Source organism: Enterococcus sp. B2E4, assembly GCF_030499455.1.
GTDB classification, from domain to species: domain Bacteria; phylum Bacillota; class Bacilli; order Lactobacillales; family Enterococcaceae; genus Enterococcus_D; species Enterococcus_D casseliflavus.
On the sequence record NZ_JAUKPK010000014.1, the window covers coordinates 17,026 to 31,423 of the forward strand.

At 45.3% G+C, this 14,398-nt stretch carries 13 protein-coding genes; 9 read left to right on the plus strand and 4 right to left on the minus strand.

The window, feature by feature from the left end:
• Nucleotides 1-39: 39 nt before the first annotated feature.
• Nucleotides 40-894 carry an RluA family pseudouridine synthase gene (locus Q1X33_RS10585; RefSeq protein WP_005227703.1) on the minus strand — a complete coding sequence of 285 codons (855 nt, stop codon included), beginning with the start codon at nucleotides 892-894 and terminating at the stop codon, nucleotides 40-42.
• A 191-nt stretch (nucleotides 895-1,085) separates the two neighbouring features.
• Between Q1X33_RS10585 and Q1X33_RS10590 the strand changes: the two genes are divergently transcribed.
• The 5 genes from Q1X33_RS10590 to Q1X33_RS10610 all read left to right on the plus strand — a co-directional run bounded on the left by Q1X33_RS10590 (nucleotide 1,086) and on the right by Q1X33_RS10610 (nucleotide 8,677).
• Nucleotides 1,086-3,248, plus strand: a complete 2,163-nt coding sequence (locus Q1X33_RS10590) for a PBP1A family penicillin-binding protein (protein ID WP_005227705.1) — start codon at nucleotides 1,086-1,088, stop codon at nucleotides 3,246-3,248.
• Nucleotides 3,249-3,318: 70 nt separating this feature from the next.
• A complete protein-coding gene (locus Q1X33_RS10595) occupies nucleotides 3,319-3,660 on the plus strand; it encodes a YlbF family regulator (protein ID WP_005227708.1) in 342 nt (113 codons plus the stop codon).
• A 193-nt stretch (nucleotides 3,661-3,853) separates the two neighbouring features.
• The gene (locus tag Q1X33_RS10600; RefSeq protein WP_010749015.1) at nucleotides 3,854-5,044 is read left to right on the plus strand and encodes a DNA repair exonuclease; all 1,191 of its coding nucleotides are present in this window, start codon (nucleotides 3,854-3,856) and stop codon (nucleotides 5,042-5,044) included.
• Complete coding sequence (locus Q1X33_RS10605; RefSeq protein WP_301969665.1) at nucleotides 5,041-7,716, plus strand: AAA family ATPase; 2,676 nt, start codon at nucleotides 5,041-5,043, stop codon at nucleotides 7,714-7,716. The genes Q1X33_RS10600 and Q1X33_RS10605 overlap by 4 nt, the downstream gene beginning before the upstream one ends.
• A 16-nt stretch (nucleotides 7,717-7,732) precedes the next feature.
• Complete coding sequence (locus tag Q1X33_RS10610) at nucleotides 7,733-8,677, plus strand: 3'-5' exoribonuclease YhaM family protein (protein WP_005227714.1); 945 nt, start codon at nucleotides 7,733-7,735, stop codon at nucleotides 8,675-8,677.
• Nucleotides 8,678-8,847: 170 nt separating this feature from the next.
• Here Q1X33_RS10610 and Q1X33_RS10615 read toward each other — a convergent pair whose 3' ends face one another.
• The 3 genes from Q1X33_RS10615 to Q1X33_RS10625 all read right to left on the minus strand — a co-directional run bounded on the left by Q1X33_RS10615 (nucleotide 8,848) and on the right by Q1X33_RS10625 (nucleotide 10,798).
• On the minus strand, nucleotides 8,848-9,882 hold the full coding sequence (locus Q1X33_RS10615) for a peptidylprolyl isomerase (RefSeq protein WP_005227715.1): 1,035 nt from the start codon (nucleotides 9,880-9,882) through the stop codon (nucleotides 8,848-8,850).
• A gap of 115 nt (nucleotides 9,883-9,997) precedes the next feature.
• Nucleotides 9,998-10,372: a YtxH domain-containing protein gene (locus tag Q1X33_RS10620; protein ID WP_005227717.1), complete on the minus strand. Its 375-nt coding sequence runs from the start codon at nucleotides 10,370-10,372 to the stop codon at nucleotides 9,998-10,000.
• Nucleotides 10,373-10,798 carry an HIT family protein gene (locus tag Q1X33_RS10625; protein ID WP_005227719.1) on the minus strand — a complete coding sequence of 142 codons (426 nt, stop codon included), beginning with the start codon at nucleotides 10,796-10,798 and terminating at the stop codon, nucleotides 10,373-10,375.
• A gap of 212 nt (nucleotides 10,799-11,010) precedes the next feature.
• Between Q1X33_RS10625 and Q1X33_RS10630 the strand changes: the two genes are divergently transcribed.
• The 4 genes from Q1X33_RS10630 (at nucleotide 11,011) to Q1X33_RS10645 (ending at nucleotide 14,394) form a co-directional block, all read left to right on the plus strand.
• Nucleotides 11,011-11,490 carry a hypothetical protein gene (locus tag Q1X33_RS10630; RefSeq protein WP_005227727.1) on the plus strand — a complete coding sequence of 160 codons (480 nt, stop codon included), beginning with the start codon at nucleotides 11,011-11,013 and terminating at the stop codon, nucleotides 11,488-11,490.
• A 77-nt stretch (nucleotides 11,491-11,567) separates the two neighbouring features.
• Entirely contained in the window at nucleotides 11,568-12,302 is a 735-nt protein-coding gene (locus tag Q1X33_RS10635) for an ABC transporter ATP-binding protein (RefSeq protein ID WP_005227728.1), read from the plus strand.
• The gene (locus Q1X33_RS10640; RefSeq protein WP_005227729.1) at nucleotides 12,299-13,510 is read left to right on the plus strand and encodes an ABC transporter permease; all 1,212 of its coding nucleotides are present in this window, start codon (nucleotides 12,299-12,301) and stop codon (nucleotides 13,508-13,510) included. The genes Q1X33_RS10635 and Q1X33_RS10640 overlap by 4 nt, the downstream gene beginning before the upstream one ends.
• A gap of 104 nt (nucleotides 13,511-13,614) precedes the next feature.
• Complete coding sequence (locus tag Q1X33_RS10645) at nucleotides 13,615-14,394, plus strand: phosphotransferase family protein (protein ID WP_005227730.1); 780 nt, start codon at nucleotides 13,615-13,617, stop codon at nucleotides 14,392-14,394.
• The last annotated feature ends 4 nt before the right edge of the window (nucleotides 14,395-14,398 follow it).

Here is a 14,398-nt window from a genome sequence, read left to right on the forward strand (position 1 = left end):
TGACAAGAGGGGTTCCTCAGGTCGTCATGCTTTTTTTGTTTACCACAAGCCCGGTTGAGCGATGATCACTAACTGTTCTTTGGTAAAGGGATGCTCCAGATGCAATTCATAGCCATGCAGCAGCAAACGCGGCGCTGGTTTGTTTTGGTAAAGCGGGTCACCGACGACTGGATGACCGATACTGGCAAGGTGGACGCGAATTTGGTGGGTCCTCCCCGTATCTAACACACAATACACATCGGTCGTCTTTTGTTGGGTGTGGGCGATGGTTACATGGGTGACGGCTGACTGACCGTTGCGGGGGTCAATGATCCGCTTGCGACGATCGTGACGGTCACGACCGATTTTTTTGGCGATCGTTTGATCTTGCGTAAGTTTGCCCCAAACTGTGGCTTGATAGCGGCGGAAAATCTGTTTGTTTTCCAACATTCGACCCAAGATCGGCAACACCAAAGGATTTTTTGCGAATAAAACGACACCGCTGGTTTCTTTGTCTAGACGATGGACCACATAAGGCTGCTGCTGTTTCGGCGCAAGGTAAGCAGCTGCATCATTCAATAGGGTATCTGCTTCTAATGGCTGATTGGGGTGCGTCTTGACCCCCGCAGGCTTGTTCAGCACCAATAAGTGCTCATCTTCAAAAAGTACGTCGACTTTGTCTGCTTGGCCTAACTGGATCGGCTGATAGCTGTAATCACTGTCTTCAATGATCAAAGTGATTTGATCGCCGCCACGAACTTCTTGATGAAACATCGCGGGCTGCTGATTGACGGTAACATTTTTCCGTGTGCGCAGAAAATGGCGCACTTTTCGTGGGACGAGCCACTCCCGTTCCAACAAATCGCGAAGCGGCATGGGCGGGTGATTTTCGGGTAAAGTCATGGTGTATTCCATAAAAACGTCCTTTCTTTGCTGTTCGCTATCGACTATTATAGCATCTTTAAGCTTTTCTTATAAAAAAAACAATAAAAAACAGAGCATTCAATGCTAGAATAATAAAGCATTCTTTTCGAATGAAATTACGTCTAGAGCCGTATAACAAAGAATGTCATTTATGCTACACTTAACCAAAGGAGCGTGAAGTAATGGATTGGAAACACATCCTTCACAAAATAAAGACCGGTTGGCTGACCTTTTGGCGCTGGTTAAAACCGTATTTGCAGCAATTTCATCAATGGCGCAAGCGGGTTTGGAAAAAATACCACGTAAATAAAATTTTTATTTTACTTAGTTTAGTTGCTATCTTAATCATGAGCGGGTATTTGTTTTATATCGCCAAAAATACGAAAGTCAGTGAATTAGAGTCAGGTCTGAAAGAATCGACGGTGATTTTTGATGCCAATGGCGATGAAGCAGGGCAGTTGTACTCGCAAAAAGGCACGTACGTTTCTCTTGATGCCATTTCCAGTGATGTGGTCAACGCCTTGATCTCAACCGAAGACCGCAACTTCTATAATCACCACGGGTTTGATATCAAGGGGATCGCTCGAGCAGCCCTGCGCATGCTGGTCAACCGCAGTGCCGAAGGCGGTGGGGGAAGTACCATCACCCAGCAGCTTGCCAAAAATGCCTATCTGTCCTTGGATCAAACCTTTAGTCGAAAAGCCAAGGAGCTTTTCTTAGCGATCGAGATCGAGAAGAAATATTCTAAAGATGAGATTTTGGAAATGTATTTGAACAGTTCCTATTTTGGTAACGGGGTTTGGGGCATTCAAGATGCCTCGCTAAAATATTTCGGTGTCAATGCTTCTGAACTAAGCGTGGGAGAAGCTGCGACATTGGTGGGGATGCTCAAAGGTCCTTCGATCTATAACCCGATCGACAATCTGGAAAACGCCACGAACCGTCGCGATACCGTCTTGAGTTTGATGGTGGATAACGGCAAGTTGGACCAGTCCGTTGCTGACCAAGAATCACAAGTTGCCTTAGCTAATTTACTGTATGATGGATTTGGCAATTCAGAATCTGGCTATAAGTATCCTTATTATTTCGATGCGGTCATCGATGAAGCCGAATCCTATGGGTTGGACGCCGATGATGTCATGAATCGCGGCTACAAGATCTATACAGCACTGGATCAAAACTACCAAGCGCAAATGGAAGCTGCCTATAAAAACGATGCCTTGTTCCCTGAAAATGCCGCTGATGGCACGATGGTGCAATCAGGCTCTGTCGCACTTGATCCGAATACCGGTGGGGTGCAAGCGGTGGTGGGTCGTCGTGGCGAGCACGTCTTTAGAGGCTTTAATTTTGCCACGCAAATGAAACGTTCACCAGGCTCCACGATCAAACCGATCAGCGTCTTCGCCCCTGCCCTAGAAGCTGGGTTTGAACCCGACAGTATCCTGAAAGACGAGCCCCTCGATTTTTATGATGCTCAAAACTTTGATGGGACCTATGCTGGCGAAGCAGTCATGTATCAAGCCCTCGCCCAAAGCCTGAATCTGCCAGCAGTTTGGCTGTTGCATGAGATCGGCTTAGATCGTGGGTACAGCAAAGCACAAGAGTTTGGACTTTCCTTGACCGAATCCGACAAATATTATGGCTTAGCCTTAGGTGGTTTGGAAAAAGGGGAATCACCCATGACGATGGCAGCAGCGTATGGCGTTTTCGCAAATGGCGGGTATTACTACAAACCGCATTTGATCACCAAAATCGTTGATTCAACTGGTGCCGTGATCGTTGACAATACGTCTGTGCAAGGCAAACGGGTGATTTCTAAAGAGACCGCTGATAAAATGACGAGCATGATGCTCGGCACCTTCTCTAACGGGACGGGTGTTAGTGCCAGTCCGTACGGCTTTACGATCGCCGGTAAGACGGGTACGACAGAGACCAACTTTGATGCTTCTAAGGTCAATGACCAATGGATCGTCGGCTATACTCCTGATATGGTTCTTTCAACTTGGTTAGGATTTGAGCATGTGAGTGAAGATCATTACTTAACAGGAACCAGTGGGCAAGTCGTTGGGAAAATATTCAAAGCAGAGGCCGAAAGCTTACTGCCTTATAGTCAAGGCACCCAATTCCAAGTTGCAGACGCTTATTGGACAGGTGGAAAATTGATGGCAGCCGATGAAGTACCAGATCCTGAGAGCAGTACGTCACAAAATGGCAATGATTGGCAGAAAACCATCGATGACTTTGCCGAAAGCGCCAAAGAAGGCATGAAGGAATTCGGCAGCAAGATCAAAGAAGGAACGAAAGAACTGTTTGGCGGCTTATGGAATTCCATAAGCGGAAATTAAAGGAATTAGGCAACTGCTAGTCTAGAACCTGAGAAGAATGGTATACTAGAAAAAAAGAGGAGGCGTCAAAATGGCAAATATTTATGATACAGCAAACCAATTAGAACGTGAATTACGCGAGTCAGAACAGTTTCAAGATTTGAAAGGTTCTTTCGACCGCTTGAAAGCAAATGAAGAAGCGTATGCGTTATTCAAAGAGTTTCAAGAGTTGCAACAAAGCCTGCAACAAAAAATGATGGCTGGCGAAGAAATGACAGAAGAAGAAGCGCAAAAAGCCCAAGAATTATCGCAAAAAATTCAGCAAGACGGCATTGTTTCTGACTTGATGCAAAAAGAGCAAGCCTTCAGCTTAGTAGCCAATGACTTGAACCGCATCATCATGGGTCCTGTAAGAGATCTATACGAAGCGTAATCGCCAACCAACAAAGACCAAAGAAGCAAGTGAATCTTCAGAGCAATCGGCTGCAACTGCAAGAGCCTTTTCCAAAGAAGTTTCAAAATCGCTTCTTTGGTTTTTTTTATGAAAAAGGCGAACAAATTTTCGTATTTTGCTGACGAAATGCCTGAGAAATGTTATGATAGAAGCATTAAGGAGGGAGAAAGAAATGCGATTTTTACATAGTGCAGACCTGCATATCGACCGATCATTTGAAGGGGTTCATTTGTTATCTGAAAAAGTGAAGACCCAACTCCCTGCCATCAATCAAAAAATCATCCGTAATTTGGTGGATGTTGCCTTAGAAAAAGCGGTCGATTTTGTTTTACTGGCTGGGGATACATTCCATCAAGCACGGCCGAGTCTAAAAGTGCAGCATGACTTTTTTGCCCAACTGCAACGACTAGGGGAAGCACAGATCCCTGTCTATATGATTTTCGGCAACCATGATTATTATGATCCGCAACGGTATTGGTTTGCTTTTCCAGAAAATGTCATTCTCTTTTCATCAGAAGAAGTTCAAACGGTTCAAGGAACAACGAAAAACGGTGAAACCTATGCAATCAGTGGATTTAGCTACCAACATCCTTGGATCACTGAAAATAAAGTAACAGAATTTCCTGCAAGAGCAGCGGTGGATTACCATATCGGGCTTTACCACGGGGACCAAGCTGGTGAACGGTATGCCCCCTTTTCAATCAGTGAAATGAAACAAAAAGGCTATGATTATTGGGGCTTGGGGCACATCCATGTACCTAAGACGCTCTCAGAGCAGCCACCGATTCTCTATCCAGGTACACCTCAAGGAAAGACCAAGAAAGAACAGGCGACTGGGGTGATTTTGGCAGACTTAACGCCGCAGGGACCAACGATCGAGCGCTTGGAGATCGCAGAGATCGCTTGGCAAAAGCAAGTGGTCTCCTTAGCGGATGTGACTGCCTCGAATGCCGTATTGCCAGCGATCATCGAGCGCTTAAAAAGTCCTCGTTCGCGCTTGCTGCATCTGGTGTTGACCGATGTGCAGCAGCTGCCGCCAGATTGGTTTCCAGCTGCGGAAAAAAATGAATGGCTGACCTACCTCAATGAACGGTTGGCACAAACAGAGCCGCTGCAAGTGATCTATGCCCTTGAAGTCGAGCAAGCCAATGAAGACAAGATCGCATTGGCGGTATCAGAAGATTATATGCTGCAGTTTTTAGCGATGTATGAGTCGCCAGAGATGTTTGCGGATCGATTGTCGGATCTATTGCAGCATCCACTGATCCAGCGGGGGATCACCCATGAATCATTTCAAGAAGAAGTCTTGCAGCAAGCCAAGCAATTGTTGAAAGACGACTTTCAATGGGAGGAGCAGTCATGAGAATTTTAAAAGCAGAGATTACCGGTTTTGGGAAATACCATGAACAAAGCTTTGCCTTTCATCCGCAAAATCAGCTGCTCTTTGGGCACAACGAGATCGGAAAATCGACGTTGTATCAATTTATTGCCGCCATTTTGTTTGGCTTTCCGAAAAAGACAGCCAAGAAAAAAGACTATACCCCCAAAAACGGTGCTGCTTACGGTGGCAAGTTATGGTTGGCGCTGGAACCCTTCGGCGAAGTGATCGTGGAACGCTATCGGCAAGTGGACCGTGGTCGTGCCAAAGTCCATGTCGCTGGCCAGACGGTCGATGAGCAATGGCTGGCACAACACCTGCAGCCCCTCAATCGAGCATTGTTCTTCGATGTCTTTACTTTTCAGCAAGAGCAATTGACCCAGATCGATAAGCTAGAAGAAAATGAGCTGCACCAAGCGTTGATTTCTCTAGGGATCAGCGGCAGTCAAAAAATGCTGCAGCAAGTGGCGCAATATGAAACCACCAATCAGCAGCAATACAAGCCACGAGGGCAAAAGCTGCCTTTGAACCAAGCATTAAAACAATTAGAAAAACTGCAAAAAACGATTGTGGAAAAAGAAAGCGAAGAAAGCCGCATCCAACAGCAGTATCAACAGATCGCCCAGCTGCAAGAACAGATCCAAGACTTGCGGCACCAGTATCAAGCATTGAATGACGCTTATCAGGAAAATCAGCAACAGCTGAGTCACTGGGGCCTTTATGAAGAGTGGCAGCAAATGGCACCAGCAGATACGCTAGCCGATCCTCAGCAAGTCCAAGCCATCAAACAGTTTTATCAGCAGTATCAGCAGCTGACGGAAGAAATTCGCAAAAAAGAAGCCGAATTAGATCAGTTGGAGCAAGGAAAAGAATCAGACAAGTATTTCTTTTACCTTGATCACGAGCATCAGATCAATCACTTACTGCAGCAGCAAGTGACGATGGCGCGTTTGGCAGATCGTGAAGCAGCAGCCAATCAACAAGAAACTGTCGCCATCACAGAGTTGAATCGCTTGATTGAAAAGCGCCAGTGGAGCAGAGAATCGCCGCCGCTAGTAACGGCTTCGATCCATGAACAAACCACACGTTTACTGCAAGAACGTGTGCAGTTAGAAGAGCTCGAAAAGCGCATGAGGCATTTAGAAGAAAAAGCGCAACCTTTGCAAGACACCGCGGCCCGCTTAGAACAGCAGCATCCTCAATTGATTGGCCGCAAGCCCGTTTCTCGCCCACTATGGCCGCTAGGGATCGTCGGTGGGCTAGTCGCAGTGATCGGTATCTTTTTGCCAAGTCCGTGGCGCTGGCTTGCATTAAGTGCGGGGATCGCAGCGATCATCGGCAGTATTTTGCCGCTGATGAAAGCAGCACCAAACAAGCAGCAAGGCATCAAGCAAGAATGGCAGACGGTCCTCATGCAGTTGGATCTGCTGGGCGAAGAGTTGGCACAGCTGGAAAATGAACAGCAGCAAAAGCAACAGCAGATCAGCCGTGCCCACCAAGCGTTGACACCCTTTTTTGGTGATTTGCCGGTGGAAAACTGGCAGTCGTATCTATTCGCCTATGATGAAGATGTTGCTAGCTATCAAGCCTACTCGCAGCAGCGCAAGCAAGCCTATCAAGAACGGCAAGCGGTCACGGAAGAATTGGCCCCCTTTGAGGAGCAATTCCGCCCGTATGCGGAGTGGCTGCCGCTGCAAAACAAAACCTTGTTAGAAAAAGCGGCGATGTTGCAGAAGTTTCATGAAGAGATGCAAACGATCAAGCTTTCGCGGTTGCAACAACCTAGCACGTTACTGGCGCAACAGTTGACCCGTACTCGCAACGAACGCGACCAGCTGCTTGCCCAAGCCAGTGCGCTCTTGCAGCAACAAGGCTTAGATCACCCTGCAGAAATCAGCCTCTGGTTGAAGCAATGGGAAGCAGCGCAACGCACGCAGCAGCGAGCAGAAGAATTGGCGGGGATGTTAACACCGATCTATCCCAAACCAGTGACACAAGCAGAATTGCTGCAGCAAAAAGACCAGATCAAGCAGCAGCAAACACAGCTTCAGGCACAAATGCAGCAGTTGACGGAGCACAAACAACGCTTGGAATTAGAAGCAGCAGCCAGTCAAAAAAACGGTACCTTGAATCAGCTTTATCAAGAAGAAAGTGAGCTGAAGGCGGTCATTGAAGAACTCGCTGTGGCATGGGGCAGTCGTCAGTTGGCGGCTTCAATTTTGACGGATGTCACGACTGAATTGTCAGAACAGCAATTGCCGCAGCTATTGTCAGCCGCTTCGACTTATTTTGAACAGCTTTCAAACGGACGTTATCAAAAGATTCTTCTGGAAAATGGTCTGTTAGTAGCGGCAAATGCCAGCGAGCCCTTTTCGATCATTGACTTGTCCACAGGAACGAAGGATCAGTTGATCATGGCGTTACGTTTCGGTTATCTAGCGCTACAAAAAAATCATCCGTTGTGCCCGATCATTATTGATGATGGTTGGTTGCATTATGACAGTGTTCGTAAGGAACGCTTCGCAGCACTATTAAAAGAGTTTGGACAAAGTTATCAAGTAATTTGTTTGTCTTCTGACCAAGAAATGGTAAGCTATTATCAGAAGTACCAGCAGCCTATCCAGGATCTGAGTAAAGGAAGTGAAAGATTTGGCTGATCGGCCAAATAAGCCCATGAAAAAAATTCGTGAATTAACTGTTGATGAAACGTTTCAACTTTTCTTACTGATCAAAAATGCCGATGTACGGATCGCGAAAAACGGCAAAAAGTTTATTGCCTTCACGTTTCAGGATACATCTGGCACGATCGATGGAAAGTTTTGGGATGCATCAGATGAAGAAATCGCCCGTTTTGAACCCGGGAAAGTGGTACTACTAGATGGGAAACGAGAAGTTTACCAAGGCAATCCGCAAGTCAAAATCATGCATTTGCGTTTAGCGAAGCCGGAAGAACCCCACGAACCAAGCCAATACATGGAAAAAGCGCCCTTGCGAAAAGAAGAGATGGAAGAAGAAATTAGTCAAATCTTGTTTGAGATCACAAATCCTCACTGGAATCGCATCGTCCGTTTCTTGTTGAACAAGTATAAAAAGGAATTCTTTGATTTTCCAGCTGCGAAGCGCAATCACCATGCCTTCGCCAGTGGATTGGCGTATCATACGACAACTATGCTGCGCTTAGGAAAAGCGATCGTCAAAGAATACCCTGAATTAAATGCGTCACTGCTGTATGCGGGCATTATTTTACATGATTTAGGAAAAGTGATCGAGTTGACAGGTCCCATGACGACAGAGTATACCTTAGCGGGGAATCTAGTAGGGCATTTGGTCTTAGTGGATGAAGAAATCACGCAAGCCTGTATTGCTTTGAAATTTGATGACAAACAAGAAGACATCGTTGTTTTGCGGCATATAGTCTTAGCCCACCATGGCTTGTTAGAATATGGGTCACCTGTTCGGCCCCGCATAATGGAAGCGGAGATCCTCCATCAGATCGATAATTTGGATGCTTCCATGCAAATGATGCTGACCTCGATCCGCCTGACAGAACCTGGTCAATACACAGACCGAATTTTTGGCATGGACAATCGGAGTTTTTATGTACCGAAAGAAGTGTAGCAGTGATGTTGCAGCTTGATCGATCAAAGTGAATGATAGAAAGAACAAAAACCACGTTAGGCTTGCTTAGCGTGGCTTTTTTAGCTGCTGGAAAAAGCAGTTGAATCGTAGATAGAAATCTAATCGGCACAAAAAAAGAAGCACCGCTATGACGGCACTTCTTTGTTCGTTTATTCAGCAGAAGAATCTGTAGCACTTTCACTTGTTGCAGTAGAATCATCGGTTGCCTCAGTAGCAGAAGAATCTGCTGCAGAGCTGTCTGTTGCATCCGTTGCAGAAGAGTCAGCAGTTGAATCTTCTGTTTCGGCAGCTGTGATGTAATCAGAAAGCAAGTCTGCTAAGTCAGAGTCTTTCATCTTCACGTTGGCTGCTTGCAATTCTTGACCGATCGTTGCTGCCATAAAGGTTGAATCATTCAACAACGTGTTTTGAGCAATTTCAGTCAGTTCATCTTTGTATTTATCCATATCGTTGCCTTTGTCTTGGTTTTTCACCATTTTCACGATATAGTATTCCGTCGTATAAGTCGACGTGTTGGTTGCAGAAATCACTTCAGAAATTTCACCATCTTTTAAATCAAAAGCGGCTGTTTTCACTTCGTTTGGCACAGCAGTTGACGTAGAATCGAATTTGATCGTTCCGCCATCTTCTTTTGTTGCTGCATCCGTTGATTTTTCTTTAGCGATTTCGCCAAAGTCAGCATCATCTTTTTTCGCTTCTTCTAAGACATCTTTGGCATCATCTTCACTTGCTACTTTGATGATTTGTGCTTCTACTTCTGGGTGGAAAGAATCCCAAGCAGTTTTCATTTCTTCATCAGTAATATCCATGTTGGCTTTTAAGCCTTCACGTAACGCAAGCTGTTCTTTCAATTCTGCACGGTAAGATTTTACCGTATAACCAGAAGCAGTCAAGGTTGATTCAAAGGAATCACTACCGCCGTATTGTTCAGCCACGTTGTTAAATTGTTCGTCGATCATTTCTTCAGTCACGTCATCGCCATATTTTTCATTAAAGACTTTTAAGACGATCATTTGACGCAACGCTTGTTGGTTTTCTGAACTTGTTTTTGCTTTGTCATAAAAATCTTGAACAGTGATTTTACCGCCCTTCATTGTTGCGATTTCCTCACTTGAGTTTCCACAAGCCGCTAATGCAAAAAGACTCATTGCACTGACTGCTACTAAAAGTAATTTTTTCTTCATTCGTTTAAGCACTCCTAATTCTAAAAAGATTCATAATAATCACTGCACCTACTATACCACTTCTAGAAATGGTTGGGAAGAAAACAGTGGATGTTTCAAACAAAATTCATAAAAACTACAAATTTTCGATTTGTTTGTCATCCTCTGCGCTTTGGGCTTGAATCGTCGTAATGTGTTGATTCAATTGCTCCATTTGGGTCTTGATCCGAGCAAGGCGCGGTTGTGCTTGGAATTTGAAGGCTTCCAAATCTTTCGTGAAAGACTCCGTAACAACAGGGATCGTTTCGTCGATCGTTTTGCGGGTCACCATTACGGCATCTTTTAGCTGTTTGACGCTGTCATTGAATTCTAAGGTCGCTTCTGTTGTGTCATCTAAATAGCGAATCAATTCTTCACGGGTTTCATTGCCGCTTTTCGGTGCAAAAAGCAAACCGCCTAAGCCGCCGGCGATGGACCCGAATAATAGTCCTTTAAGAAAATTGCCGATCATTTAGTCCACCTGCTTTCCAATTTTTTCGGCGATTGCCGCTAGTTCTTCCCCCGTGTAATTGTCTGCGTGATTGCCAAAATGGATCTTGAAATCATCGTCTTTGCTATAACGAGGAATCAAATGGACATGGGAATGGAAGACCGATTGGTACGCCAATTCTTTATTGTTGTTGATGATATTTAAGCCTTCGATCTCAGGGAATGCTTTTTCGATCGCCCGAGCAATCTTAGGGATGCGGGCAAAAACCGCTGCTGCCAACGTTTCATCGTACTCAAAAATATCCGTCACATGGGTTTTGGGAATCACCAATGTATGACCAGGGGTGACTTGGGAAATATCTAAAAAGGCATAAACTTGCTCATCCTCGTAGACTTTGTAGCTAGGGATCTCACGATTGTTGATTTTACAAAAAATACAATTTTCCATTGTAAAAAAACCTCCTTGATCTATTACCTCTACTTTACCATATTTTGCTTTTTTTCGTCTGGTTTCCTCTTTGAAAAAGTCGGAACAAGGCAACTGTTCCTTCAACAAAGGCGCTTTTTTAAAGAAATGCGAAAAGCGAGCGAGAAACGCTTGCATTTAGATTCCAACAACCCTAGACTTAATATCAGAAATCAATTGGAAAGAAGGAACCTATGAAACCGATCATCAAAGAAACCTTACAGAAAAAAACAACGACTTCAGCGAAGCTCCGCTACTTGGCTTATGCCTATAAAGAATGGTTGATTGCGATCACGCTGTTCGTGGTGTTCGCAGGTTCGATCACCTATTCGCTAACGCGTCCAAAAGAAGAAGTAGTCAATGCCGCCATCGTCACTGAAACAGCGATGGACCCTACGGTGCAGAGTGAATTGGAGACAGCCGTTGAGACCTGGGCGATCGACCAAGGGTATCAAAAAGAAGAGTTGAGGATCAGTCTGGTTTCCTATGCTGAACCAGCTGCTGTTCAAGCCTTTACCACCCGTCTTGCCGCCGGTGCGATCCAAATGGTCATTTTTCCAGCGAGTGATGCACAACTGTGGCAAGAACGCTTTGGTAGCCAAGAATTGCCGCAAGAAACCATTACAGTGGGAGAAAACGAATTTATCTTACAAGTCACGAATAAAGAAAAATAAGCAACGGTTTTGCTAGCGGATTGAAAAAAAAGCCTACGTTGACAGAAAGCCGTAATTAGGCGAATCGGAGGAAAAGAATGACTTTACAAGTAGCGAATGTGACAGGCGGTTATAACCAGCTGCCAGTCTTAAAAAATATTGATTTTACGATCGGCGATGGTGAGCTCGTTGGTCTGATTGGCTTGAATGGGGCGGGGAAGAGTACGACGATCAAAGAAATCATCGGGTTACTGCAACCTCACAGCGGGACGATCACGATCGACGGCTTGACCTTGAAGGAGAACCCAGAGCAATACCGCAAACAAATCGGGTATATTCCCGAAACCCCATCTTTATATGAAGAATTGACCTTAAGAGAGCACATTGAAGTGACAGCGATGGCCTATGACCTTCCGCAAGAAGAAGCCATGAAGCGAGCGGAGCGTTTGTTAAAAACCTTTCGCTTAGAAAACAAACTCGATTGGTTCCCAGCAAACTTCTCAAAAGGGATGAAACAAAAAGTCATGGTGCTGTGTGCCTTTTTGATTGAGCCAAGCGTCTACATCATTGATGAACCTTTTCTAGGATTAGATCCTTTAGCTATCAATGCGTTATTGGAACTGATGAATGAGATGAAACAAACCGGGGCATCAATTTTGATGTCCACCCATATTTTAGCAACCGCAGAGAAGTATTGTGACAAATTCATCCTACTGCATAACGGTGAGATCCGCGCACAAGGCACATTGGCGCAGCTAAGAAGCCAATTTCAAGCACCAGAAGCCTCCCTTGATGATCTGTACCTCGCACTGACAAAGGAGAGTCAAGCATGAAGCAGTTTTTCTCGCAACGCTTACAGCGGCATCAAAAACAGATGACACGCTATTTGCGCTATGTCTTCAATGATCATTTTGCTTTGATCAGCACCTTCTTAGTGGGAGGTCTGGGGCTCTATTATTCGGAATTGCTAAAAACATTGCCGCGGCCGTTTCCATTAGGCGGCATCATCGTGGTCGCTGTTTGGCTCTTTGTTTTACCGCTGGGACGCTTAGCGACACTGACGAAACCGGCAGATTTGATTTTTCTGTTAGCCAAAGAAGGGCAAATGAGAAGTTACCTCAGTCAAGCCCTGCGTTATTCCCTCTGGCTGCCCTTTGGGGTCTTATTTTTAGCCGTAGGAGCAACGATGCCTTTAGTCGTGGTCACAGCAAACAGTACATTTGCTTCCTTTCCCTTCTTTTTAGGAATGATGTGGCTGTTAAAACTGGGGGATCTTTCACTGCAGCGGATTCGGTTGTATCAAGAAACACATCAGCAAGTCAAACAGCAGCGAGGAATCTGGTTCGCCAGTGCGTTAGCTGCCACACTTGCCAGTATTTATGTAGCACCTTGGCTAGGGTTGGTGATCAGCATCCTCCAAGCAATCTGGTTCCTCTTTGGCGTGAAATCTAATCGTCAGCTCTTGGATTGGGACTATATGATCCAAGCTGAGCAATCACGCTTATTACGGATCTATCGGTTTATCAACTTGTTTACAGATGTTCCCCAAATCACGACGGAAGCCAAACGGCGCAAATACCTCGACTGGTTGCTGGCAAAGATCAAACCAGCCCAAAGCAATACGTATCTTTATCTTTACTTGCGCCGAGTGATTCGTGGTGGGCAATACGGTGGTCTTTATGTTCGTTTATCCTTGATTGGTGGCTTCGTCTTATTCTTTGTCGATGAGCTTTGGATCAGTCTGCTGATCGGCTGCTTGTTTCTTTATCTGATCGGTTTCCAACTGATCCCTTTGATCAATGAATTTCAATACATGGTTTTGACCCATTTGTATCCCGTGCCAGAAAAACAAAAAGCCGCAGCAATCAAAAAAATTATCGGGTCACTTTTGCTTGTGACGACTGTTTTTTTCGGCGTGATCTGTTGCTGGCGCCTGCCCGTTGTTTGGCAAGGGGGCATCGCTTTTGTGGGCTTCTTCCTCTTTGCGGGTCTCTTTTTAGGCATCTACTTGCCAGGGCGATTAAAGAAAATGCACGCCTGATCCTCAGGAGACCTCTCTTACAAAAAGCGAACGCATATGCGCTTGACGGCGACCCTTTAGGAAGCTAGAATAAGAGGTACTGCGAAATAAGGAGAGAAGCTAGGATGGATATTCGCTTGGATCAAGATTGGCGTATGCGGCCGATCAAAGGCGACACCGGGAAAGCCTATATCGGGCTCAAGGACAACGACAAAGTCTTTATCAAACGAAATACGACCCCGATGCTTGCGGCACTCTCTAAAGAGGGCATTGCACCCAAACTCGTCTGGACGAAACGGACGGGAAATGGGGATACGCTCTCCGCACAAGAATGGCTGGATGGACGGGTCTTAGATCCCGATGAGATCGGCCAAAGAAATGACGTCATTGATGTGTTGTATCACTTGCATCATTCAAAAACGCTGGCACAGATGCTAAGCAAAATCGGCGGACAAGTCAGATCGCCTGAACAGATGCTGATGGATTATCAAGATCAGCTGCCTTCTGCGGTGGCTCAAAACCGTTTTATTCATTTGGTCACCGAGTATTTAAAAGCCAATATTCCAGCTTTTGACGAGCAAAAAGCCGCGGTCGTCCATGGCGATGTCAATTATCGAAATTGGCTGGTTTGTCAAAACTATTTGTATTTAGTCGATTGGGATTCCGTGATGTTTGCAGATCCAGCAATCGATATCGGGACTATTTTAGGTCACTATGTGCCGCTATCCAGCTGGTCCCATTGGCTGGTGCGCTACGGTATCCATAGCAGCAGCGAAGTGATCGAAAAAATTTATTGGTATGCATTGTTGAGTATGCTGCAAGAGGTCAAAAAATATTATCTGCGGGGCGATTACAAAGCCATGAATGCAGAGATTTTACAATTAAAACGAATTTATAGTGAATGAAGAG